The sequence below is a fragment of the Pedobacter sp. WC2501 genome (genome assembly GCF_052682415.1).
Genome location: NZ_JBQZFI010000001.1, coordinates 5747336 through 5772106, shown reverse-complemented (window position 1 = coordinate 5772106; position 24771 = coordinate 5747336). Strand labels below are relative to the sequence as shown.

The 24771-nt window shown below is 39.0% G+C and carries 16 protein-coding genes and 1 pseudogene; 5 read left to right on the top strand and 12 right to left on the bottom strand.

Annotated features, from left to right (window positions below; all coding sequences use genetic code 11):
• Nucleotides 1-123 precede the first annotated feature (123 nt).
• The 5 genes and pseudogenes from ACUN24_RS24130 to ACUN24_RS24110 form a co-directional block, all read right to left on the bottom strand.
• Nucleotides 124-783: pseudogene (locus tag ACUN24_RS24130) on the bottom strand (endo-beta-N-acetylglucosaminidase H); the annotation flags it as partial.
• 139 nt (nt 784-922) lie between these two features.
• A complete protein-coding gene (locus ACUN24_RS24125) occupies nt 923-1087 on the bottom strand; it encodes a hypothetical protein (RefSeq protein WP_445564831.1) in 165 nt (54 codons plus the stop codon).
• Between the two features lie 290 nt (nt 1088-1377).
• Nucleotides 1378-3018 carry a SusD/RagB family nutrient-binding outer membrane lipoprotein gene (locus tag ACUN24_RS24120; protein ID WP_445564830.1) on the bottom strand — a complete coding sequence of 547 codons (1641 nt, stop codon included), beginning with the start codon at nt 3016-3018 and terminating at the stop codon, nt 1378-1380.
• Between the two features lie 11 nt (nt 3019-3029).
• Nucleotides 3030-6140: a SusC/RagA family TonB-linked outer membrane protein gene (locus ACUN24_RS24115; protein ID WP_445564829.1), complete on the bottom strand. Its 3111-nt coding sequence runs from the start codon at nt 6138-6140 to the stop codon at nt 3030-3032.
• Nucleotides 6141-6767: 627 nt separating this feature from the next.
• Entirely contained in the window at nt 6768-7664 is an 897-nt protein-coding gene (locus tag ACUN24_RS24110) for an ROK family protein (RefSeq protein ID WP_445564828.1), read from the bottom strand.
• Nucleotides 7665-7816: 152 nt separating this feature from the next.
• Here ACUN24_RS24110 and ACUN24_RS24105 point away from each other — a divergent pair, with 152 nt between their 5' ends.
• The 4 genes from ACUN24_RS24105 to ACUN24_RS24090 are packed head-to-tail and all read left to right on the top strand — an operon-like array spanning nt 7817 to nt 14253.
• Nucleotides 7817-8467 carry an RNA polymerase sigma-70 factor gene (locus ACUN24_RS24105; protein WP_445564827.1) on the top strand — a complete coding sequence of 217 codons (651 nt, stop codon included), beginning with the start codon at nt 7817-7819 and terminating at the stop codon, nt 8465-8467.
• 36 nt (nt 8468-8503) lie between these two features.
• Nucleotides 8504-9517, top strand: a complete 1014-nt coding sequence (locus tag ACUN24_RS24100; RefSeq protein ID WP_445564826.1) for a FecR family protein — start codon at nt 8504-8506, stop codon at nt 9515-9517.
• Nucleotides 9518-9550: 33 nt separating this feature from the next.
• Nucleotides 9551-12649: a SusC/RagA family TonB-linked outer membrane protein gene (locus ACUN24_RS24095; RefSeq protein WP_445564825.1), complete on the top strand. Its 3099-nt coding sequence runs from the start codon at nt 9551-9553 to the stop codon at nt 12647-12649.
• 8 nt (nt 12650-12657) lie between these two features.
• Nucleotides 12658-14253 carry a SusD/RagB family nutrient-binding outer membrane lipoprotein gene (locus ACUN24_RS24090; protein WP_445564824.1) on the top strand — a complete coding sequence of 532 codons (1596 nt, stop codon included), beginning with the start codon at nt 12658-12660 and terminating at the stop codon, nt 14251-14253.
• Nucleotides 14254-14741: 488 nt separating this feature from the next.
• Here the strand turns inward: ACUN24_RS24090 and ACUN24_RS24085 are convergent, their stop codons facing one another.
• The 4 genes from ACUN24_RS24085 to pyrR form a co-directional block, all read right to left on the bottom strand.
• The gene (locus ACUN24_RS24085; RefSeq protein ID WP_445564823.1) at nt 14742-16439 is read right to left on the bottom strand and encodes a hypothetical protein; all 1698 of its coding nucleotides are present in this window, start codon (nt 16437-16439) and stop codon (nt 14742-14744) included.
• 4 nt (nt 16440-16443) lie between these two features.
• On the bottom strand, nt 16444-19467 hold the full coding sequence (locus tag ACUN24_RS24080; protein ID WP_445564822.1) for a tetratricopeptide repeat protein: 3024 nt from the start codon (nt 19465-19467) through the stop codon (nt 16444-16446).
• Between the two features lie 576 nt (nt 19468-20043).
• Complete coding sequence (locus ACUN24_RS24075; protein WP_029279355.1) at nt 20044-20973, bottom strand: aspartate carbamoyltransferase catalytic subunit; 930 nt, start codon at nt 20971-20973, stop codon at nt 20044-20046.
• A gap of 1 nt (nt 20974) precedes the next feature.
• The gene (gene pyrR / locus ACUN24_RS24070; protein ID WP_138817984.1) at nt 20975-21523 is read right to left on the bottom strand and encodes a bifunctional pyr operon transcriptional regulator/uracil phosphoribosyltransferase PyrR; all 549 of its coding nucleotides are present in this window, start codon (nt 21521-21523) and stop codon (nt 20975-20977) included.
• Between the two features lie 251 nt (nt 21524-21774).
• Here pyrR and ACUN24_RS24065 point away from each other — a divergent pair, with 251 nt between their 5' ends.
• Nucleotides 21775-22176, top strand: coding sequence for a thiol-disulfide oxidoreductase DCC family protein (locus ACUN24_RS24065; RefSeq protein WP_445564821.1), 402 nt, complete (start codon nt 21775-21777; stop codon nt 22174-22176).
• Here the strand turns inward: ACUN24_RS24065 and ACUN24_RS24060 are convergent.
• The 3 genes from ACUN24_RS24060 to ACUN24_RS24050 all read right to left on the bottom strand — a co-directional run bounded on the left by ACUN24_RS24060 (nt 22173) and on the right by ACUN24_RS24050 (nt 24667).
• Complete coding sequence (locus ACUN24_RS24060; protein ID WP_121287234.1) at nt 22173-22379, bottom strand: hypothetical protein; 207 nt, start codon at nt 22377-22379, stop codon at nt 22173-22175. The genes ACUN24_RS24065 and ACUN24_RS24060 overlap by 4 nt on opposite strands.
• Before the next feature lie 243 nt (nt 22380-22622).
• Nucleotides 22623-22997, bottom strand: a complete 375-nt coding sequence (locus ACUN24_RS24055) for a DUF779 domain-containing protein (protein WP_121287232.1) — start codon at nt 22995-22997, stop codon at nt 22623-22625.
• A gap of 164 nt (nt 22998-23161) precedes the next feature.
• Entirely contained in the window at nt 23162-24667 is a 1506-nt protein-coding gene (locus tag ACUN24_RS24050) for an aldehyde dehydrogenase family protein (protein WP_445564820.1), read from the bottom strand.
• Between the last annotated feature and the right edge of the window lie 104 nt (nt 24668-24771).

The following is a 24771-nucleotide window of genomic DNA, read 5'->3' as shown; positions in this document are numbered from 1 at the left end:
TGGCATGCAACAAGATGGATATAAAAAAAGTAGGACAGCTTATGCCGTCCTGCAGGTTATATTTATGGCGATTACTGATTGTTAAATTATATCTCTTAAAGTATAGGTTTTATGATTTATATGTTAAGGTGTGTATGTAGTGGTTTTGCCTCCATATAAGTTGCTTGATATGCTTGATAAATAAGTATGCACATCGCTGTTGGGTAAATTATAGTAAAGGTAAATTCCATAACCATTATTAACGGTTTGGGTAGCTAAAGATGCTGCTGTAGATGAACTGGTAGCCTGAATATCTATTGCTGCAGGACCAAGATTTGCTTTGGCCAATCCGGGTATATTTGGAACGGAATAACTTCCATAGATGGCATTCCAGCTATAGTTTACTTTAGATCCTACGGTAACACCGTTATATGATAATCTTGATGCTGCCGGGCCATAGAAGTAAAATGAAATGATTTTGTTCGGCAGTAATGATCTCAAGGCTGTTACGAGGTATACAAATGAACTGGAATTTGGCTGGCTGGTACCGTTATTACCATATTCTGCATATTCATCATCAAAATCAATACCATCAAGCCCGTAAGTATTAACGGCATTTGCCAATTGCTGCGCAAAGGCCTGTGCCGAGGCTTGAGAGGTGAAATTACAAAAGCCTGCACCCTGGTGGTTACCCAAAATGGAAAGCAGCACTTTTATACCCTTATCTTGTAAAGGTTTAATGTAAGTTGTTTTATTATTCAAAACATTGGAAACATTTGTGTTGAAGAACAATTCAGCTTTTTGGGTTGAGTATTGTAATTGATGTTGGCAGCAAAAATAATCGCAATGTCGAACAGCTGTTGCCCTGTAGAAAGTTTGTACTTTCCTACGTTTCGGATATCGGCATTGTTAACTTCTACATAACATACACCTTTTGGACCAGTTACACCGATTGCCGATGGAGATGCGGTTGATCTTTTTTAGCCGGACCAGTTAAGGTTTCATTTTGGGTAATGTCTTTTTTCTTACAGCCGCTAATAGAAACGGTTAAAAAAAATGCAAAGGCTAATGCCGCATTTTTGCATGTTAACGATTTGGTAGTTGTCATAATTTTTATTTTAAATTGGTTAGAAATTGATTGTAATCGCTACAAACAGGTTTTTATTCAGAGAGATATTATATTTTATTGTTGGTCATCCTATAAATCAGGATTAGAAGGATGGATGGGTTTGCTTTTTCAGAGAGATCAACTTGCTCTAGAAGCATAAACAGAGGAATTGAGTTTACAGCAATACGCCGAAAAGGGTATTTTTCTCATAGGTTTTAAAATTTTGGTTAGAATTGGTTTGATATAAAAAAGGTAGGATAACTTTCGTCATCCTACCTGGTATTTGTGTGTTAAAAATTTGCTTTGTTAACGTCCCACCATAATCTGGTGCCGCCGTTGTCTGGTCCCCCAAGCAAGGTTACTGCTTTACGTACCTCATCCTTATTTCCATTGCCGTATTCTGCTGTTGGGTATGGCAATCTGCGAATCTGTAATTGGGTATTGATTGTACCGCCACTATTATTGTTGGCTACTGTAAACAATTTTGGATAACCAGTTCTGCGGAAATCAGCCCAGGCCTCAGCTCCGTCAGGAAAAATAGCCAACCATTTTTGTGTAATAATGCGTTCTAATTTTACCTCGTTAGATGCAGTTCCATCCCATTTAACAGTAATGGTACTTACTGCAGCCGCATTGTTAGCCGGGTTTTTCGGATCTACATAGTCAGTTGGTTTACTTGTTGCATCAGCTAAATAATTGCCAATATTGGCATTCCATTGTTGCATTGATGTAGTGATACCAGTTTCATAATTGGTCTGTGCATCTCCGGCACCTGTCCAGCCGCGCAAAGCTGCTTCAGCTTTTAAAAACCAAACCTCGGCAGCCGTCATTAATATTTGCGGTGCCTTTTGCCCTATAGGTGCTTTTGAGTTATCTGGAGTAGAAGAATTTAAACTCGAATAGGTTTTGTAACCCGCTTTGCCCAAACCATTAAAAGAAGTATTGGCTCCTGATCTGATTCCTACATACTGTCCTGCAAAAAGAGGATCGGTAGCTGGCGTACAGTATATTGATAAGCGGGGATCAGCATAACCCACCATGTACGATTGTAATGCTGCGCCCATGGCGTTATCTCCATCGTAATTTACAGTTACATTCCAAAGGTCGTTATTTCTGTTTCCTGATTGGGCAACCGCTGCGTTATCACCTGGCACAGTCATCAATCCACCTGGTGCAGCCATTGCTTTTTCTGCCTGCAGCTTTGCTGTAGCCGGATCAACTTTAACAATGCGCATGGCCAAACGTAACCTTAATGAATTGGCTAATTTAAGCCATTTTGCAACATCTCCACCATAAACCAGATCGCCGGTATCGTAATAGGCTTTTTTACCCGGATTTGCTGTGATAAAAGCTTGCAGATTATTTGCTGCTGTATCAATCTGTTTAAAAAATTCGTTATAAACAGTTTTCTGGTCATCGTAAGGTTGGGAAATCAATGATTTACCTGCTTGCGTATAGGGAATCGGACCAAATTTATCGGTTACCCTGTCCATTGCAATTACCTGTACCAAAAGAGATATACCCCACGATTCAGGCGCAGTTGTTTTTAAAGGTGATATGGCAATTTTAGAAATTGGTGCCATTACATTGGTATACTGGTCGTTAAAACCGGTTTCATTCCAGCCGTTATTAAGCGAATAGTTCATGTTGTTGATACCACCGCCAAATGGTGTTGGAGGCATCATGTAACCACTAAATGCATCAGAACTTAAATTTTGAGCAATCTGGTAGTTGGAAAATATATTTTGCTGAATAGGCCCGATAGCTGACCGCAATAAAGCTAAACTCTGTTCAGTAGTTGGTAAATTATCGTTTGTGTTAAAACTTTCAAAGTTCTTCTTACAGCCCTGGTTTAAACCTGCAGCGGCTAAAAGTAAAACTAAAGACAAGCCTTTAATTTTATGTTGAGAAAAATGATATATCGATTTCATGTTTGTTCGGATTAAAATAAAACATTAAGGTTAAAACCAAAACTTCTGGTAACTGGTTGGTTAAAAACGTCAATTCCTGATAAACCATTACCGGTAGACATGGTTACCTCTGGATCGTAAGGTGCTTTTTTATAGAAGTAAAACAAGTTTCTACCAATTAGCGAAAGGCGCATGCTTTTAAATGTTCCTTTTAAAGGTAAGTTGTAACCTATTGAAGCTTCGCGCAGGCGCACCACGGTAGCACTATAAACATATTCGCCGGTTACACCATTTCTATCACCTAAGAAAGAATAATAGCTTTGTGGATTAATGGTAGCCGAAACTGCTTTACCGCTGGCATCTACTCCATCAATTTTAACACCACCTTGTGCCCTTGCATCGCCTGATGCTTTTGAGGCACCGGCCTGATCCATTAATGCTTCGGTTAGTGAAAGTACCTTACCGCCAAACTTACCATCTACCAGGAAGCTTAAGCTGAAGTCTTTATAGTTAAAACTGTTATTCCAACCCAATTGAAATTTAGGGTTTGCATTTGCAATCAGGCTATAATCTCCACTTTTAACCGGGAAATAAGGGTTTGCAGCTGTTCCATCACCACTTAATATGATACGGCCATTAGCATCTCTTTGCAAAGTATAGCCATAAATATCGCCATAAGATCCACCGGCTGCAATACGCGAGATATATGCATTATTACCACCACCTGTTAAATCTATCGAATTTAGACCCTGTGAAGTGGCTAAATCAATAATTTTGTTTCTGTTTAGTGATCCGTTTATAGCTGTATTCCAGTTCAGACCATCGCCTTTTAATACGTCAGCTCCTAAAGTAAACTGTATACCCTGATTTTGAACATCGCCAGCATTTAGGTAGCCTGTAGCCACAAGGCCAGAAGGTGCTGGTTTAACCGGAATGTATTGGTTTTTGGTGTTTGTTTTATAATAGGTAAAGCTAAAGTTTAAGCGGTTGGCCAGAAAACGCATGTCTGTTCCAATCTCGAATGATTTTGTTCTTTCTGGTTTTAACTCAGCAAATGCCCGGTTAGTGTTAATGTTAAGTGCACCACCATTACCCAAAGTGTTTTGGATAAAGGTTAAGTAAGGTGGCACTGTATTACCCACTTCGGCGTAAGTACCTCTTATTTTGGCATAAGTAATAGCCTCTGGCAGTTTAGCCATTTGAGATACAATAAATGACAAACCTACCGATGGATAGAAATAGGAAATATTTGGTGTAAATGCAAGGTTCGAAGACCAGTCGTTTCTACCTGTTAAAGTTAAGAACGCCCAATCTTTATATGATAAATTCGCATTTGCAAATATGGCTTGTAATTGGCTGTGGAAAGCATCATTTGCTTTAGTTGTATTTAATATATCCGAAGTATAAGTGCCGGCATTTGCTACAATGGTATTATTCGGTGTAAATAAATCAACCGCACTTAAATCGCCTGCTAAAGATAATCCCGTTGTTTTCTGATCGTTAATGCTACCACCAATTAATCCGTTGATCTTAAAGTCTGATCCTTTTAATGGTACGGTTACATTTAATATCGCATCAGCATATTTTTGGATAAAAGTTTGCGTATTCTGCGATAAGTATCCTTTGCCATTTGAGTTAAAGTTTCCGTTGATACCAGAATAGCGTCTGTTTTCGAAATCATCAGTAGTACGGTCTATATTTCCCCTTACCTGAAGGTTTAGCCAAGGTGTAAATTCATATTTCACATTTCCACTTAATAAAAAGCGGTTTCTGATGGCTGTGTTTGGATTTAGGTTGGTTAAAAACCATGGGTTCTGGTTAATATCTGCGGAGCCACCTAACCAGTTCTGACGGGCAGTACCTACATTGCCTGCAAGCAGATAATTGTCTTTATAAGGTGTGATATCAACTCCTCTTGGAAAAAGATAAAGACCAACCAAAGGGTTGTTATACAATCCAATTGAGGGGCTATTGTTGATGCGTTGGTTAATATAATTCACATTTCCATCAACCGTTAATTTGTTGTTTAGGAACTTGGCGGTTTCGCGCAGGTTAATATTATGCCTGTTTAACTTATTACCTTCCTGTATGCCACTTGCATAAGTATTGGCATAAGAAAAATAAGTTTGGGCAATTTCAGATCCGCCAGAAAAATTGATTGAATTGGTTGCGTTTGTTCCAGTTTGGAAAAACTGATCAAGGTTATCAGTAGTGTTACTGATAGGACCTCCCCAGCTGTCTCTGGTGGTAGTAGATGCAGGGCCATAACTGTTTTGAAATTCGGGTTTGTAAGCTATTTTATCAAAAGTTAAACTCGACGAAAAACCAATCTGTGTTTTACCTGCTTTACCTTGTTTAGTGGTAATTAAAATTACACCATTCTGTGCCTGGCTACCATAAAGTGCTGCGGCAGATGCACCTTCTAGCACAGTTAAACTTTCAATATCATCGGGGTTTAAATTCGATATCCCATCGCCACCGTCCTGGCCGCCACCAAAAATACTGTTCTGTTGCGCATTGGCATTACCGTTATTGCTGATAGGAACTCCATCAATTACATATAAAGGCTGGTTATTGCCGCTTACTGAACGGCTTCCCCTTAAAATTACCTTGGCCGAACCACCAACACCCGAAGAACTAGGACTGATCGTCATGCCGGCAACTTTACCATTTAATGAATTTACCAGGTTGGGGCTTTTCACTTTATTCAGTTCCTCGCCAGATACCTGTTGGGTAGTATATGTTAAAGATTTTTCTGATCTTTTGATCCCCAATGCCGTTACCACTACGGTTTCAAGGTTTTTAGAATCTGGAGTTAACGATACATCAAGGGTGCTTTGTGTGCCAACGGTTACTTCTTTGCTCTGGTAACCGATAAACGAGAACACCAAAATATCACCTGTTTTAGCTCCAATGCTATATTGGCCAGAAGTATTAGTCTGTGTTCCACCTTGTGCACCTTTAATGGTAATGGTAACGCCGGGTACCGGTTTACCGGTTTCATCTTTTACCGTTCCTTTAATTACATCCTGATAAACGGAATGATAAGAAACTGCACGTTTAAAATGATCTGCTGGTGTAGCTGCATACAGACCTGCCGATGCGTAAAGCAATAAGCATGTGAGCTGTAGAGATTTTTTCATATTCATTATGAATAATTTTGAATAAGTATTTGGTTAATTGTTTGCCGCCTTCCGGATTCCGTCCGGACTGTTTTATAGATAAGAGTATTTTGCTTACACAAATTGCCTACAAGCAAGTTGAAATATTTTAAAATATTTTTTCTTGAAGTGATTGCTGCATCTTTTAGATTTCTCCATTTCAAATATTATTGACAGATTACCATAAAAAGTACCATGAGTCAATTCATGTTAGTGTAGTTGAAGACGCTTAAACTAAATCGAAAATATTCTTCATAATAAAGGTGTTTTTTTTGGAAATGAATGTCAGTGCTATATAGGTACTGTTGTCCTGCCATCCGCTTTATCACGATGAAGAATCGTGATGCTCGCTGCTGTCAGGTTTATTGAACAGCGGTTTGTTTTCAAGGCGCAAAACTTTGTACATAAACCCGATCCTATAGCTATCGGATGTAATGAAAAGCCCACAGCGCAGCGAGGACTTGTAATGGAGCGGGAGTGTAGTTGCCAAAAGCTCAGAAACATCCATTTCCCAATCATCAATCAAAATACGGCTGTGGGATTACTCAATAATACGGTTATTTTTTACAATAAATTAGCTCTGGTTTGCGGTGTAATTTGTAATCAAAATCAAATTCTTTCGGTCAGTTTAGCAGCACCTACTGCCCAACAACCCGCAGCACCAACCAATGCTGCATCTTCATTCAGCCTGGATATATGAATAGGTGTATTGATCCCTTGCGACTCGAGGTATTTAATCACATTGGGTAAAAACCGGTTGGAAGCATTGGCGATGTTACCGCCAATTACAATTGCCTCTGCTACATGATCCTGTTGGAAATCTTTAAGGAAAAGACCAAGATTATGGCCAAATTCTGTAAATATTTTCCGCACCGTTTGGTTCTCCTGATAAAGCAAGGTCAGTTCGCGAACATTCAGGATATTTAAATCTGTGAGTTCATAATAACGCTTCAAAAACCAACGGGTAGAGAGGTAATCTTCTGCTATACCATTCAAAAAAGAAGAACACCAGAGGTTGGCATCGGTAATTTTTCCTTCTTTACACACGGCGCTTCCGAGTCCGGTACCCAGGGTAATGCCAACCAGGTTTTGGTAGTCACGGACTTCACCTGCAAATACTTCGCCTGCCAAAAAGCAGGCAGCATCGTTGCTCATTAAAATCTGATCACCGTCTATCTCCAGTTTGCTGGCCAGCATGTCTTTTACATTCAGGCCATAAAAAGCCGCATATTTATCGTTGCCAGCAATATAAGAGATCCCGTTATCGTAATCGAAAGGCCCCGGCATGGCAATGCCTAAACAGCCAATTTGGATATCTACCTTTTTATAAGCTGCTTTAATTACACTGCACCAGGTTTGGATAATCTGTTTTGTTGAGCCATGAGAGTCTACGCGCTCACGTGTAAAGGAATTTTTAAGGATATTGCGCTGCTGCATATCTATTACCGCCGCTGTAATGTGCGAGCCGCCGATATCAATGCCCAGTACATATTTGTTTTTATTCATTGTTTTCTGCTTCAATAGATCTATAATTGGCTTGTACCTTATTGTGGCACCTCAATAAAGAGTCTTTTTTTTGTTAAATTGCCTACAGCAGGAAGATTTTTTTATGAAATATTTTTTATTACCTTACATTTGATTCAATCAAACTAACCAAGTTGAAAGCAGCTAAGCCAGATCTAGTCGTTTTATGGAATAAGATTTGCCTTGAGGATGATATAAAATCTTTTGAGCAACTTTACCGCTTTCTGTACAGCAGGTTAATCAAATTTTCTATTTATTATGTGAATGATAAACAGGTTGCTGAAGATCTTGTAGCCGAGGTATTTGTGAAATGCTGGGAAAACCGGGCGACAAGTACCCATGTGTTAAATCCCGAAAGTTATTTTTTTATTGCAGTAAAAAATCAATCGCTTAAATACCTTAAAAAAAATTCTTCCATTACGTTTATCGATTTACTTGATGAAGAGGATAACATTTCGGTGTCAACTCGTACACCAGAATACATTCTCGAAACTAAAGAACTGCATCAACAACTCGACCATGCCATTGCAAGTTTGGCGCCACAGGCGGCTACTGTTTTCAGGTTAATAAAAGAAAGCGGAATGAAGTATAAAGAAGTGGCAGAACTGTTGAATATCTCGCCCAGAACTGTGCAAACGCAATTATTCAGGGCTATTTCGAAGCTCCGTTTGACATTACAGCCTTTAAATGATAAGAGAACCGATGGAAAAAAACTTGGAAAAATGATCTCCCTGATTATCTTAGCGGGTACTTTATCTTTTTTTATTTTTTGTAGGCAATTTTAACAGAAAAAGGAACATACAATAAAGGCACGGAAAAAAATGACAGATCAAAGATTTACAGAATTGCTTGGAAAACAATTGGCCGGTGAAATTTCGCCGGATGAATCTGTCGAACTTAAATCTGGTTTAGCTGGCAGCGCCTCGCTTAGGATGGAATATGATCGCTTACAATCTTATTTTGATGCTGAAGCGGTTGAGGATGAAAATATTGATCAGGTTTTTGATCGGATCAAAGCTCAAATTACAGTTCCGGGAGAACCGGGCTTAACAGTTATCAAAAATAAACCTTATAGTGTCTGGCTAAAAATTGCGGCGGTTGCAGCCATTGTTATTGTCGGTGCACTGGTATACAACAGAGAAGCGATTTTCTTCACAAAAACAGATCAGCTGGAATTAACACAGGCACTAACCAAAGCCGCAGAGGTGAAAACCATTGTACTAGCCGATGGATCTACCGTAAAAATGAATTCTGGAAGTCGCTTAAAGTATCCGGATCATTTTACTGCCGCTACCAGGGATGTTTACTTATCTGGTGAGGCATTTTTTGATGTTAAAAAAGATCCTCAACACCCTTTTATTGTCCATACCGAACAATTGGCTGTAAAAGTACTGGGTACCGCATTTGATGTTAAAGCCTACCCGAACGATACTTTTACCGAAACCACCTTAATCAGGGGAAAGGTATCTATTTCCCTTAAAAATAATACCAAACAAACTTTTATCTTAAAGCCAAATGATAAATTCACATTGGCTGGTGATAAAGCAAGCATGAGCCAACTCAGCTACTTTAATGGCACTGGGACTGAACGTATTTTGGAAACGGCATGGACAAACCACGAGCTTATTTACAAAAACAATAGTTTTGAGGAAATCGCTAAACTTTTTGAGCGTTGGTATGGTATCAAAGTAGCCTTTAAAGACCCTGAACTTAAAGCCTTGAGATTTACGGGGCATGTTGATAAAGAAACACTCGCAGAAGCTTTAGAGGTGCTAAAACTTATTGATAACTTCAATTATTCGATAAAGGGCAAAAATGTGTATATCTACCGTTAGCACATAATACTTTAGCCATGTATATTTGTTGCCATGAATTTTGTGCAGCGGATTATATTTTTAACTGGATTAATTTTTCCGCTATGTGCCTTTGCACAAACCAAAGTTACCTTAAATTTCAACGGAGCAAATTTTGAGCAGGTTGTGGAAGCTATACAGCAGCAAACTGTTTATCATTTTGCCTACAGCGAATCCAAAATTCCTAAACATCAGGTATCTATAAAGGTAAAAGAAGAGGAAGCCGTAAAAGTAATTGATCAACTTCTGCTTAATAGTGGTTACACTTATTCCTTGCTGCCCAATCATCTCATTGTAATTAGAAAAAATGCCGGAGTGATGGGGACAGATAGTGTCCGTTTTTTAAAAGAGGTAGTAATTACAGCCTTGGGTATCGAAAAAGATAATGATAAAGTAGGTTATGCCCTTACCACTATTAAAGGCTCGTCTATTACCAAAGCAAGAGAAAGTAATCTGATTATGGCACTGCAGGGGAGGGTAGCCGGACTAAATATTACAGGTGTAAACGGTGGCCCTGGGTCTGCTGCGCGTGTGCTCATCAGGGGTGTTTCGAGTATGACTGCCGCCTCTCCATTATTTGTCGTAAATGGTGTACCCATTGATAATAGCATCAGGGGCAGTGCCAACGAGTATGGTGGTGCCGATTATGGCGATGGGATCAGTAATATTAATCCAGACGATATTGAAACCATAACCATATTAAAAGGATCGGCAGCTTCTGCTTTATATGGGGCGAGGGCTGCAAATGGTGTGATCCTGATTAACCTTAAAGGAGGAGGAGAAAATACCAGAGCTAAATTTGAATACAATACCAACCTGGCTTTCGATGTTCCTGTTAACTCAACTGATTTTCAATATTTATACGGGCAAGGGACTCAGAATAAACGTCCTGCCGATTTGTATAACGCCATTTCAACAGGTTTGTTAAGCTGGGGAGAAATGATGGACGGCAAATTAACTCCTCAGGTAGATGGTTCTATGCGGCCTTACGCTGCTGTTAAAAATAACATCCAGACTTTTTACCGTATTGCTCCGGCATTTACAAATACACTTTCACTTGTTGGCGGAAATACAAAGAATAACTATCGTATTTCGGTTTCTAATTTAGATTACAATTCTATTTTAAGCAATGGATCACTAAACCGTAAAACGTTAAATTTTTATGGCACAGTGGCCTTAAGTCCTAAAATATCGCTGAGTTTAACAGGCAATTATATTTACGAATGGAATAAAAACAAGAGTTATTTAAGCGATGGTCCATTAAATCCTAATTATGGAATTTCTACCCTGGCTACCAGCCTGGATCAATCTATTCTGGCACCCGGTTTTGATGCGGAAACAGGTTTCGAAAGTCGCTGGAATGCCGATGAATACAAAACCAATCCATATTTTTTGATGAATAAACAAGCTGATCATGCCAGCCGCAACCGTTACATTTCATCCGCAGTGCTGAAGTATCAACTGGCCAGTTGGGCATCTGTTCAGGGAAGAATTGGTTACGATTCGAGTAAGGATGAACTGGTAAGCATTTTGCCTACCGGAATTGCTTTTTCTATTAACAGACAGGGTGGTATGAATGCCTATGATCAGAATCTTACCTCTGAACTGAATAGTGATATCCTGTTTAGTGCCACCCGGAATCTTAGCGATAAACTCAATCTTGAACTTTCTATGGGCGCAAATTACCGTGAAAGAAGAGGTAATAGCGAAAAGTTAAAAGGCTCACAATTTAAGGTGCCATACTTGTACACTCCCGAAAATCTGATTACCAGTACCAAAACATTAGCTATCTCGAGGATCGTAACAGAATCTGCTTATTACACAGCCGACCTGAGTTATCAGCATTTTCTTAATTTCTCAGTTACGGGCCGGTATGATATCTATTCAACTTTGCCTGCCAATAACCGTGGGATTTTTGTGCCAGGGGTATCGGGCAGTTTTATTTTTTCAGATCTGTTGAAATTAAAAGCTCTGAATTTTGGTAAACTGCGCCTTGATTTTGCCAAAACCAGCGGCGAACCTATCGTTCCTTATACCACACAAATTTATTATACAGTAGATGATCAGGTGAATGGTACTCCTGTTGGCGGCTTTTCCAGCGATTTACCTAACTACAATTTAAAACCCTTCACCTTAAATGAAATAGAAGCAGGTCTCGACCTTAAATTTTTTAACAGCCGGTTGGATATTGATTTTACTTATTTTAATCGCGTTACGCACAACGAAATCATCAATGCAAAACAATCTGTTACCACTGGTTTTACCTCGGCTTACGTTAATCTTGGTGAAACCCGTAATGCAGGAATTGAACTTGCTTTAGGATACACACCAATCCTTACCACAACCAGCAAGTGGCAGATTAATCTTAACCTTACTAAGGTGAAAAATACACTACTCTCCATTGATGGCAATAGCAATTATACGCTGACGGGTACTTATAGGCCATTAAACGCCAATACTGCGTTGGTGGTAGGCAAACCCATTACCCAGATTATGGCTTACGATTATCTGCGCGATTCCAGAGGCAATATTATCATTGGATCCGATGGCATCCCTAAACGGGGTAATTTTATTCCAATGGGTGGTACTATGCCTACTTTGTATGGTGGGATAACCAACAGTTTTAATTACAGGCAGTTTAGTTTTTCTTTTTTGATAGATTACCGCTTTGGCAATAAAATTCTTTCAGCAACAGAATATTATAGCTATGTGCTTGGCTTAAATAAGGCAACTCTGGTGGGTAGAGAAACAGGTATTGTAGCGGATGGGGTATTGGAAAATGGACAAAAAAATACCATTAACGTTCCTGCTTATGCCTATTACCCTGAACTGGCCACCAATATTTCTGCGTTAGCGGTACTCAATGGTAGTTTTATTAAATTCAGACAGGCCACATTGGGCTATACTTTTAACAATAATTTTTTAAAAAGGACACCTTTTAGCAGTATTGGGATTGATTTGGTGGCCCGAAACCTATTTACTTTACTTAAATATAGTAAGAATATCGATCCCGAGTCGCAGTTTTCGCCCACACTGGGTTATGCTGGTATAGAAGGGGCTTCATTGCCTGCAACGCGTACGTTTGGGGTTAATTTTAATTTTAAATTCAAATAACGATGGCGATGAGAAAGTGGTGTGTTTTGGGTATTTTTTTTCTGGCTTTAATGGGCAGCTGTTCTAAAGCAAAGTTAGATCAGATCAATACCGATCCAACCAAACTGACTGAAAGTAATTACGATCCCAATAGCCTGCTTGCCCAGGCGCAGTTAAAATATGCTAATTTGGGGTATTACCAGCTTTTGTACCAAAGTACTATGATGCAATTGCTTGCCTCTACCTATTATTATTACAATAATGGAGATAAATACATCAATGTGGGCAGTTTTACTGATTATCAGGGGCGTATTTTTGACGAAGGATATAAGGATGCTTCATCCATCAGAGAGATGCAGCGACTGGCTAGGTTGAAAGATCCGGTAGCGTATAAAAACCTGATTGCCATTGGCGATATCATGTTCGTGCTGATTTTACAAAGAATTACAGATACCTACGGTGACGTACCTTATACGGAAGCAGTTAAGGCCATGCAGGGCATTAAATACCCTGTTTACGATCGGCAGGAAGATATTTATAACCAAATGCTGAATGATCTTGATGCCGCTACAGCACAACTGGATACCGAAAAACCAGGGCCAACTGCCGATCTTTTTTATAAGGGAGATGTTGCAAAATGGAAGAAGTTTGGCTACTCGTTAATGTTGAGGGTTGCCATGCGCTTAACCAAGGTGGATCCGGACAAAGCCAGGCACTGGACTGAGAAGGTTGCTGATAAAACATTTACAGACATCAATGACAACGCGATCATGTTAACAGATGCCTCCTCATTTAACAGCCAGAATGGGACATCACTTGCTTTGAGAACCTTTTCTGATTACCTGGAAGTACGCTGGAGTAAAACCTTAATCGATCAGTTAAGGAATACTAACGACCCCAGGTTGAGTGTGATCGGTGAAGTACCAAAAGATGGACTGACCAGGAATGCCGATCAAAACCTAAGCGGAAATACTGACGCAGCAGTTCAGTTGGGTATGCCTAATGGGTTTGATCTACAGGGCGGAGCAACTGATATCAGTCATTCGCCAAACTATCCGGGCGGTACAGGCAGCGGAAGTGATTTTGCTCCGCTCGGGAAATACTCCAGACCACGTACCGCAGTGTATCTTAAGTTGGGTGGCCCGATTTTTATCCTGAGTTACGCCGAAACTGAATTTTTATTGGCCGAAGCTAAGGTGAGAGGCTGGAATATTAGTGGTACAGCAAAACAGCATTATATTAACGGATTAACCGGAGCCATACAGTCACTTGCCCAATTAGATCCATCCGCAACGGTTGACGCCAACAAGATTACTGCGTTTGTTAGCCAAAACCCACTTGATGAAAGCAGCACGCAAACTGCATTAGCTTCAATCAATACACAGTATTGGGTGGCCACGGGTACCAATTTTAATTTTATAGAAGCCTGGTTAAATTGGAAAAGAAGCGATTACCCTAAGCTTATTCCCATAAACTACAAAGGTAACGTTACCAATGGCACTATTCCCAGACGGATGATTTACCTATCAACCGAAGTGCTGAACAACCCCCAGAATTATAAAGATGCTGTGGCCAAGATAGCAGGAGGCGATGTGCTTACTGCAAGAGTTTGGTGGGATAAGTAATCAACCGGAAGTTAGTCTAATAAAGCAATAGTTTGGGCTCTTTTAAACAGACTAATCAGGTTTTTAGGATTGGAATAGGATATAGGTTTAAGTAAAAATAATTTTCTTAAAATAGCATCATTGCTGAGAAAGCATTTAGGCAATGTTATTAAGTTGAGCACCACAGTCGTCAGTCTGAGCGTAGTCGAAGACTTCTTAAGATTGATAAACCGCAAATAAATGCCTTTGACTACGCTATAAATGATAGATTTAAAAAATCGCCGTCATTTCGACTGAATCGCAGCGAAATGGAGAAATCTTTTAAAATAGTTCAAAGATTTCTCCACTGCGGTCGAAATGACTATCTGATTATACCTGTTATTCCAATACTTTGTTTTTTAAAAACAGACTTTGGCAATGAAGATTTTACTAAACAGCCCATAAAAAAATGCCTCCCGATTTCGGAAGGCATTTTTTTGTTTCAGTAAGACTTTAGAGGTTTCCCTAACCTAAAATGAATAAGTCAAGCCACCGAAAATATTAAATCCATTAACCTGATAGTACAAATATCTACTGTAGTTTTTATTTAAGATGTTGTTTGCTTTTGCAAAAACAGAGAATTTTTTGTTGATTCTGTAATCTGCACCGAGCCCTAAATCTACATAACCTTTAACCGTTTCAATAAGTTCTATATTGGTATTGGGAATTACGTATTGTGAAGCGGGAACAGGGGCACCAGTGTATACTTTAGCTTTTACGTCATCCTGGATCACCACACCTGCATTAAAGCTTAACTTTTTGTTAAAGGTATACATAAAGTTCGAGCTCACTTTTAAACCTGGTTTAAACCAAGAGTAAGTTTCAGAAGCAGGCTTCCAATCGTCGATGTTTAATTTACCTGTCCATTTTAAAGCATCACTTACCTGAACAGAAATTTCGCCTTCTAAACCCGTTAATTTCGTTTTGCCGAAATCGTATATCACATCAAACTTATTAAAGTCGGTAAAGTTATTTACGAACAAAGGCATATCATCAAACTGTTTTACATAGATACGGGCTTTGTAACCAAAACCTGGTCCGCCAGTACCCTTAATGCCTGCACTAAAACTTAATTTTTCTACCGTGTTTTTTACGAATATATTGTTGTTTAGCCAAGGGTTTTCATCTGTAAAACCTTTTAAGGAGTTTCTGTTTACATCTCCCTTAACCTCGCCAAAAACCTGCAAATAATCAGGAATCAGCGTAAAATCAGCAGTAATTGCCGGGAATATTTTTGAACTGCTGTAGGCGCCAAATTCCTGTACAAAATTAACTCCTGCAGTAATTTTAGCACCTTTAACCTGTAAACGGATATAAGGGTTTAAACGCAACAGGTTATTGCCAACACTGGTTAAAGCATCTTTGCTATTACCAAATTCGGTTGATGCAGCTAAACCAAGGTTTAAAGAATTGATACGTTTGTTTACATAACCGCTTAAGCTCAGGTAATTTTCTTTGGCGCTAAATTTATCGTTCCAGATATAACCATTGGCTTTTAAGGCATAACTAAAAGCATCTTCATCTTCCGTAAAGTTTTTCACCAGTTCACCTTCTAATTCGATGGTAGTTAAAGCCTGTTTATCCGGATTGGTGTTTAGGGTTGGCCTGATATCATCCATACCGTAAAAATAAGTGCCGTTACGCTCAAAATTGATACGGCCACTTACGGTATTTTCATCTAAAATACTGCGACCAAAAACACTTAACTGTTGGTTGCTACTGTTCTGTTTGTTTAATTTTCCTTGCTGACTAAAATGTTTAAAATAACCACCAACCTGTAGTCCTTCATCTTTGCCGGTGTTAAAATAGGCTTCGCCCAAAAGGGTACCCAATGATCCGAATGCACCTTTTACATAATTGTTAACCAATATGCTTTCTTTTTCTTCGGCAAGCGCCTGTGCCTGTAGCTTTTGGATATCGCTATTCAACTCCAGCTTTCTATCTAAAATGCTGTAGTTTAATTTTGCTTTGTAAGTTTTAACGTCGTCCAAATTCGGGCTCCTTCTCAACTTTACCGCTTCGGCCAAAATTGGTTTATATGGGCGCACTACTTCAATCTCTTCGTTTACCACCCCTTTTTCCTCCGTTTTTTTATCCTGTCCCTGAGCAGACATTAATCCAGCAGCTAAAAAAAACAGTGAACTATATATATATTTAATTGATTTCATAATGCTACTTCTTCTGGTTTAGTTTTTCTAGTTTTTCTTTGGCTGTAGGAATGATATCGTCCTTGCCTTCGTAATTATCAATTATACTGAGAAGTGTACTTTTTGCCTGTAAATTGTCTTTTAGTGCCACATAATTATCAGATAAAAGGATAAATGCTTTCGCTACCCAATAATCGTAAGCGGCCATGTTGTTAACAAGATCAAAACAGGTTTTAGATGAAGTTTTGAAATCACCTTTGTTGTATTCTAATAAAGCCAGATTGTATTTTGCTTCGGCAGCAGCAATGGTTTTTGTTTTAGCCACTACATTTTTAAATTCTTTTATGGCTGTGGTAGTATCGCCTTTTAACAAGTAAGCTTTACCAGAGTATAAGCTGGAACTGTTTTTTTCTTCTTCCGAAGCTTTTTCCGATTCTTTGGTCAGCTGTGCATACTTAAGCATGTCATCAGGCATGTTTAAGGCCGTGTAAGCCTTTAATAAATTATTAATGGCAAAACTATAGTGCGATTTGTAATCGGTTGTAGTTTCTAATCTTTTCAGGTAAACAATCGCTTCGTTGTATTTCTTCTGATTTAAAAAGAGTTGAGAGATACTTACCAAAGAACGTTCGGTATAATCGCTCGTCCAGTCGTTTAAGATAAATTCGTAATCAGGAATGGCTTCATCCGGACGGCCTAATTTTACCAGTGATTCTGCCCTGATAAATTTGGCTTCTTTTTCATGGTTCGCCTTAGGGAATTTATCGAAATAAGCATTTACTGCTTGGAATGCGCCATTGGCATCTCCTTTTAGATAGGTGTTATTGGCTGCGGCAAAAACGATGTTATCCTGTTCTGAACCAGAGTAGTTTCCAAGTGGGGTAGTGGCAGCATAGGTAATGAAACCATTCGCGTCGCCACGATCTACATAAATGTTCTTGATCGATTCCATCGCCTGTTTAGCTTCATCGGCAGTTGGATAATCGCGGATTACTTTTTTGAACGATTCTAAAGCGGCATCATCCTGGTCTTGATTGTACTGAACCAAGCCAATGGTAACCAGGGCTTTCGCTACATAGCTGCTGCGTGGGTATTTGGCCACCAATGCAACAAGATCTGATTTAGATTTATCAAAATCGCCTTTGTTGAAATAGGTATAGGCTGTTTCGAAGCCTGCATCATCAGCATAATTTGAATTTGGAAAAGTATTTAACAAGCTTTGCATCGTTGCAATTTTCGCATCATACTGCGTTTCCAATCCCTGGATCATTCCTTTTTGGAAAGTGGCATAATCTTCAGAAGTGGTTTTGCGGCTGATGATTTTGTTGTAATTAGCCATTGCATCACCATAGTTCTTATTTACGAAATACGAATCGGCTAAACGAATGGTCGCATCATCAATGGTTTTTTGATCTTTATCATTACCAGCAAGGAATTTTTCGAAATAAGTAGCTGCTTTACTGTATTTCTCATCTTCGAAAGCAGCATAAGCCAAAGCATAATTCGCAAAATTGTAAACGCCTGTTTTATCGGCATCCGGCATCTTTAAAAATTTCTCGAAAGTGCTAACCGCTTCGCCATACTTACGCAGTTCGTACATTGCCTCTGCTTTCCAGTAAGTATTTAATGCATTGATCTCATTATCTTCGGGGAACGTTTCAGAACGTAAAAACATTGATAATGCATTCGGGAAAGCCCTTTCATTATAAAACTCTAGTCCACGGAAATATGTTACCTTTTGATAGGCTTCTTTGGCCTCAAGGTTTTTATCCGGAATTGGCTCCAGAATATCTACAGCTGCCTGGTAGTTTTTTGTGGTTAATAAAACCTCACCCAATAAAGTTTTCGCCTCGTTTATTTTACGCGATTTTGGGAAAGTTTTTAAGAAACCCTGCGTAGCCTCTAAAGCTTGTTGGTGGAATTCTAATTCGTAACTTAATTTGGCATAGTTTAACCAGGCTTCTTCTTGTATACCTTTATCAAAACTTAAACGCGAAGCCCTGAAAAAAGCACTTTGTGCTTTCTGCTTGTTGCCCAACTGGATAAATGCTTTACCCAGCGTATGCATACCGTTTTGCAGGTAAATGTCATCAGTATTCAGTTTTTCTAAAACGGCAACAGACTCTTTGTATTTTTTATTCTGAAACAATGAATACCCATATTGGTAAATGAAGAGATTGTTCTTGGTTTCGCTTTTATCTTTTGCATAATATTCGGCGAAATACTTTTCCGCATTTTTGAATTCAGATTTTGCAAAGTACGATGCGGCAACCAAACTCAACATTTCTGGTTCGAATTGTTGTTTGGTTTTTTGAATAGAAGCCAAGGCATAGCTAATTACATCATCGTAACGCTCATCAAGATAGTACATCGAAGTGATGTAGTATGGATAACTGGCCTCATAAGTAGGAGAGCCCTTTAACTTTTCGAAGTTGGCCAATGCTGTTTTATACTCTTTGTTTAAGTAGTTGATGTAAGCAAAGTAGTAAGTAGCGCTTTCCTGAAAATCGCCCTCTTCTTTTTTAACTTTTTCGAATAAAGGTTCTGCTTTGTCGTAGTCTTTAAGTTCGAAATACGCGTAACCCTGCTTAAACTGGTATTCGTTTCTTTGCTTACCCGAAAGTGTAGAAGGATCTGTTTTTTCGAACCATTCTAAAGCTTTTTTATAGTTTTTCTGGTTGAAATAAGTTTTTCCAACGTAGAAATAAGCCAGTTTGGTGTTTGGGTTTAACGGATAATCGCGGATAAAGGCCTGAAACAAGCTTTCAGCATCTGCATTGGTTAATTCAAGTGCGCAAACGGCGGCATAAAATTTTGCATTCTCTTTCAGTAAAGATAATTCGGCGTTGCTCTCTGTTTGGGTAGAAGGTTTATAACGTTGCAGCTCAACAAGTTTAAACTGTTGTGCAGCTGCAGTGTATTTTTCTTTGTCTAATAATTCTAAGCCCGTTTGATAGTTTTTGTTGAGGTTCTGCACCGCGCTAACCTGAGCGTAAGTGCTAAAACTTCCAGCTAAAATTAGCGGAATTAGTAAGTATTTTTTCTGCATTGGTTTCAAATATGGTTGGTACTAAATTAGAAATAGTATCAAAGCTTATCAACAGAAGTAATTAACATCTGTTAATAACACAAGTTAACGATAGGATTTTTGGTTTGGTATTCAGGGGTGAACGAATGTGGAAAAGTTAGGTTCATTGGTCATTAGTTCATTCGTCATTGGTACCGCCGCATCCGGTAGAGGTTCATTGGTTGATTTGTCATTGGTTTATTAGTCCCACCATCAGTCATTGCAAGGGGGAGCAAAGAACCTGTCTTGCTGTAGGTAATTTATGTAGAAATCGCGTAGAAGGTTAATTGGTTAGTAGTTTACATCAGTTGACTGTTTGTGTAGAGTTCATTATTTTCATCGTGTAATGATCAATTAAAATGAACAAAGTCCATTAAGCAATGATAAATAGAGAGCATAATACTCTGCAACATGGAGAAATGAACAATTATCAATACCCCATGCTAGTCTATGCACCCTGCACCAATTAACTATTGATTAATGAACGATTGTCAATGCGCCATGCTAAACTATGCATCCTGCACCAATGAACCAATGTAAATGAACTATTGAACTAACCTACCCCTGACTTGCCAACAGATACAGCACAGCCATTCTCACGGCCACTCCGTTTTCTACCTGTTCTAAAATAATAGACTGTTTGCTGTCGGCCACGTCGCTGGTAATCTCAACACCTCTGTTTATTGGGCCGGGATGCATCACGATGATTTCTTTATCAAGATTATCTAAAATCTGTTTGTTTAAGCCGTACATCATGGCATATTCCCTTAAAGATGGGAAGTATTTAATGTCTTGACGCTCTAATTGGATACGCAGCATATTTGCTACGTCGCACCAGTTTAAAGCTTTAATGAGGTTATGCTCGACCTTTACACCCAATTGATGGATATGTTTGGGAATTAAGGTTGTAGGACCGCAAACCATTACCTCCGCACCTAAACGCTGCAGGCAAAGAATGTTTGATATGGCTACACGAGAGTGCAGGATATCGCCCACAATTACTACTTTTTTACCAGCTACATCGCCCAGTTTCTGGCGGATGGAGAAGGCATCAAGTAAAGCTTGAGTTGGGTGTTCATGTGCGCCATCTCCGGCATTTACAATTTGAGCCTTCACATGTTTACTTAAAAACTGACCTGCTCCTGCATACGGATGACGCATTACTACCATATCAACTTTCATTGATAAGATGTTGTTTACGGTATCAATCAGGGTTTCGCCCTTGCTTACCGATGAAGACGAAGCGGCAAAATTGACCACATCGGCCGAAAGCCTTTTTTCAGCAAGTTCGAAAGAAAGTTTGGTACGGGTAGAGTTTTCGAAAAAGATGTTGGCAATTGTAATGTCACGAAGTGAAGGAACCTTTTTGATCGGTCTGTTAATTACTTCCTTGAAATTATCTGCAGTTTCGAAAATCAATTCGATATCATTCCGGTTAATATCTTTAATGCCTAAAAGATGTCGGGTTGATAGTTTTTCTGCTGCCATTTTATTTATTATTTTCGGATATTAAAATCACTTTATCTTCACTTCCTTCACTCGCCCAGGTTACTTTTACCTGTTGCGAGTTTAGGCTATCTACCTGATGCCCAATATAATCAGGTTCTATAGGTAAATGCCTGCTAAACCTCCGGTCTATTAAAACCAAAAGTTCTACTTTCTCTGGTCGGCCATAAGCAAGCAAGGCATCTAGTGCTGCCCTAATGGTTCTGCCGGTCCAAAGTACATCATCAATTAAGATTACTTTTTTGCCTTCGATAATAAAATCGATTGAGTTGCTACTTGCGGTAACCAATCCGTCTTTACGGCGGAAATCATCTCTGAAAAAAGTAATATCCAGGTTTCCTTTTAGAATTTTCTTGTTTTTAAGGATAAGCTGAAGATCCTGATGAATACGATCTGCTAAAAAAATACCCCTTGGCTGGATGCCAATTAAAACGGTATTTGCGAAATCGTCGTGGTTTTCAATTAATTGATGGCAGAGCCTCTTAATTGTAATCTGAATTTTTTGTCCGTCAAGAAGTGTTTTCTTTTGCATGGAAGAAGGATTGGGCAAATATATAAAAATGTTTTAAGGTAAGAAAGTTGAAGCTGGATTGTTTTAGCGTTTCATGGCTAAATTGTTCTCTATCAAAATATAAAAACGTAAAATTATTTTTTGATAGTGGTTTAAAGACTAAAGTACAAATACAGAAGTAGAAGATTTATATTAGGATTATGTTTTTTAAGCTTAATATTCTGAGAAAGCAATGGCTGTTTTTGCATTAAAAAACTTTATTTTTATAATCTATGATCCGGCAACCAGTAATCTTCTTTGATGGCGTTTGTAACCTCTGCAATTCATCTGTGCAGTTTGTTATTGAACACGATAAAAAGGATCAATTTAAATTTACTGCGCTACAAGGTGATTACGCTAAAGAAACGCTGCCAAAATTTAATGCGGATCCGGAAAAGTTGAATACCATTTTATTGCTGGAGGATGGAAAGCTCTATACTAAATCTTCAGCGGCACTAAGGGTGGCCCGAAAACTCAATGGATTAACTCCGTTTCTTTATGCATTTCTAATTATTCCTAAGTTTATACGTGACTGGGTTTACGATATAATTGCCAAAAACCGTTACAAATGGTGGGGAAAGCAGGAAAGTTGTTGGGTGCCCACTCCCGAATTGAAAAGTAAGTTTATTGCTTAGTTTTGTTGACCATTTTTCTTTCTACCCGGCGACCAAAGCCAAAGAGTTAAAATGATTAACGGTATGGTAATGCTTAAAGCAATTACAATCATGATGGCTTTTTGCTTAACCATGTCTGCTTCATTAGAAGTAAATACATAGACCGTTTCTTTAATGGCAAATAAGGTAATGATGGTAGAAAGGACGGCAAATAGTTTACGCATGGTTTAATTTTTAATGCAAAGATTGCATAAATTTTTAAAATAGTGCGTGTGCTTTATTAGAGTTATCTCAAATTCTGTTAAACAAGGTATTAGTAATGAAGTGAAATGAAAAATGCTATGCCACAGAGGGTCGTCATTTCACTGCGTTCCGGTCGAGATGACGATTTCTTATAGAATATATAAACAAAAAAAGCCAGCTGGATTTCTCCGAACTGGCTTCTGTTTAAACCAAATAAACAACAATTATTCCGCCGTTTTAACTGGAGTTAAATCTTTTAATTCTTCTTCGGAGAATAAGCGGTAATGGATCTTAAAGGTTTTTTGAAGTGGGGTTTCTAACGAAAAACCACCTACACCAAATCCATCCAGTACATCTAAAGTAAAGTGTGAGAATTTCCAATACTCGAACAGGTCTCTGTCTACCCAAAACTCGCAACCTTCTATTTCACCTAAACAAACATCGCGCATTCGCAGGTAATAACCTCCTTTTTCGAAACATTGGGGCTGTGTACCCTCGCAGCATCCACCAGCCTGGTAAAACATAAGTTCTCCATGTTTTTCTTTAAGTATCGCAATCAGCTCTTTTGCTTTTTCTGTACTGTCTATTCGCTCGATCATGATAATGTATAGGTGGTTTTATGGTTCTTCGTATTTTGATACTTATGTGGTTGATGGTTGATGGTCAGGTAGTTGATAGCCGTGGTGCTTATTTCATTTATCGCAAGATTTAGTTTTTATGAAACAATAAGCTATGAACTAACAAACCATCAACTATGATCTAACTAAAAGAAACCTAATTTATTTTTATCGTAAGAAATAAGCATGTTTTTGGTCTGGCGGTAGTGGCCTAACATCATTTTATGGTTTTCTCTGCCCACGCCCGATTGCTTGTAGCCACCAAAAGGAGCACCTGCAGGATAAGCATGATATTGATTAACCCAAACACGACCTGCCTGAATGGCTCTCGGTACCTGGTAAAGCTCATGCGCATCGCGCGTCCAAACACCGGCACCTAAGCCATACAAAGTGTCATTCGCAATTTCAATGGCTTCTTCTACTGTTTTAAAGGTGGTAACGGCCAATACCGGACCGAAAATTTCCTCCTGGAAAATCCTCATTTTGTTATGGCCCTTAAAGATGGTTGGTTTGATGTAATAACCGCCACCCAATTCGCCAGGGAGCTCATTTACCTCTCCGCCGGTTAACACTTCTGCCCCTTCTTCTTTACCTAATTTAATGTATTGCGCAATTTTTTCATATTGGATTTTCGAAGCTTGCGCGCCCATCATTACCGTTTTATCTAAAGGACTACCGATTTTTATCGCTTCTGTTCTCTCGATTACTTTGGCAATAAATTTTTCGTAAATATCTTCCTGGATCAATAAACGTGATGGACAGGTACAAATTTCGCCCTGGTTTAATGCAAACATTACCGCGCCTTCTACAGCTTTATCTAAAAAGGCATCATCTTCTGCCATTACCGAACTGAAGAAAATGTTAGGTGATTTTCCACCTAGTTCCAGTGTAACCGGGATGATATTTTCGGTTGCATATTGCATCACCAATCTGCCTGTAGGGGTAGAGCCTGTAAATGCAGCTTTCGAAATTTTAGGATTAGTCACTAAGGCACGTCCAAGTTCAGCGCCAAAACCGTTTACCACATTTATTACTCCGGGAGGCAATAAATCGCCGATTAATTCCATTAAAACCATAATCGAAACTGGTGTGCTTTCTGCTGGTTTTAACACCACACAGTTTCCCGCGGCAAGGGCAGGGGCAAGTTTCCAGATGCCCATTAACAATGGAAAATTCCATGGAATAATTTGCGCCACCACACCAATCGGCTCATGTACGATTAACGAAACAGTATGTTGATCGAGTTCTGAAAGTGAACCTTCTTCGGCACGGATTACTCCTGCGAAGTACCTGAAATGGTCTACGCCTAAGGGTAAATCGGCGGCTAAGGTTTCTCTAACCGCCTTACCATTATCGATGGTTTCAACCGCCGCCAGGTATTCGAGATTATCTTCCATCCGCTGTGCAATCTTGTTCAAAATGATACTTCTTTCGGTAGAAGATGTTTTGCTCCAGGTTTTAAATGCCTCATGTGCGGCATCAACGGCTAATTCTAAATCTTCCTTTGTGGAGTGTGCTGCTTTGGTAAAAACTTTACCATCAATTGGCGATATGTTATCGAAGTAAGCACCTTTTACCGGGGCTACAAATTTCCCTCCAATGTAATTATCGTAATGGGGCTTGAATGATGGTTTTTCAATTAAATTTTCCATAATTATTATTGATTATTAAATTTTAAAAATCATTTTGAGCGGGGTTTGTTATAGGATTTTAATGGGATGGCTCATCGTGATTTTTACTTTTTTAAGATTTGGTT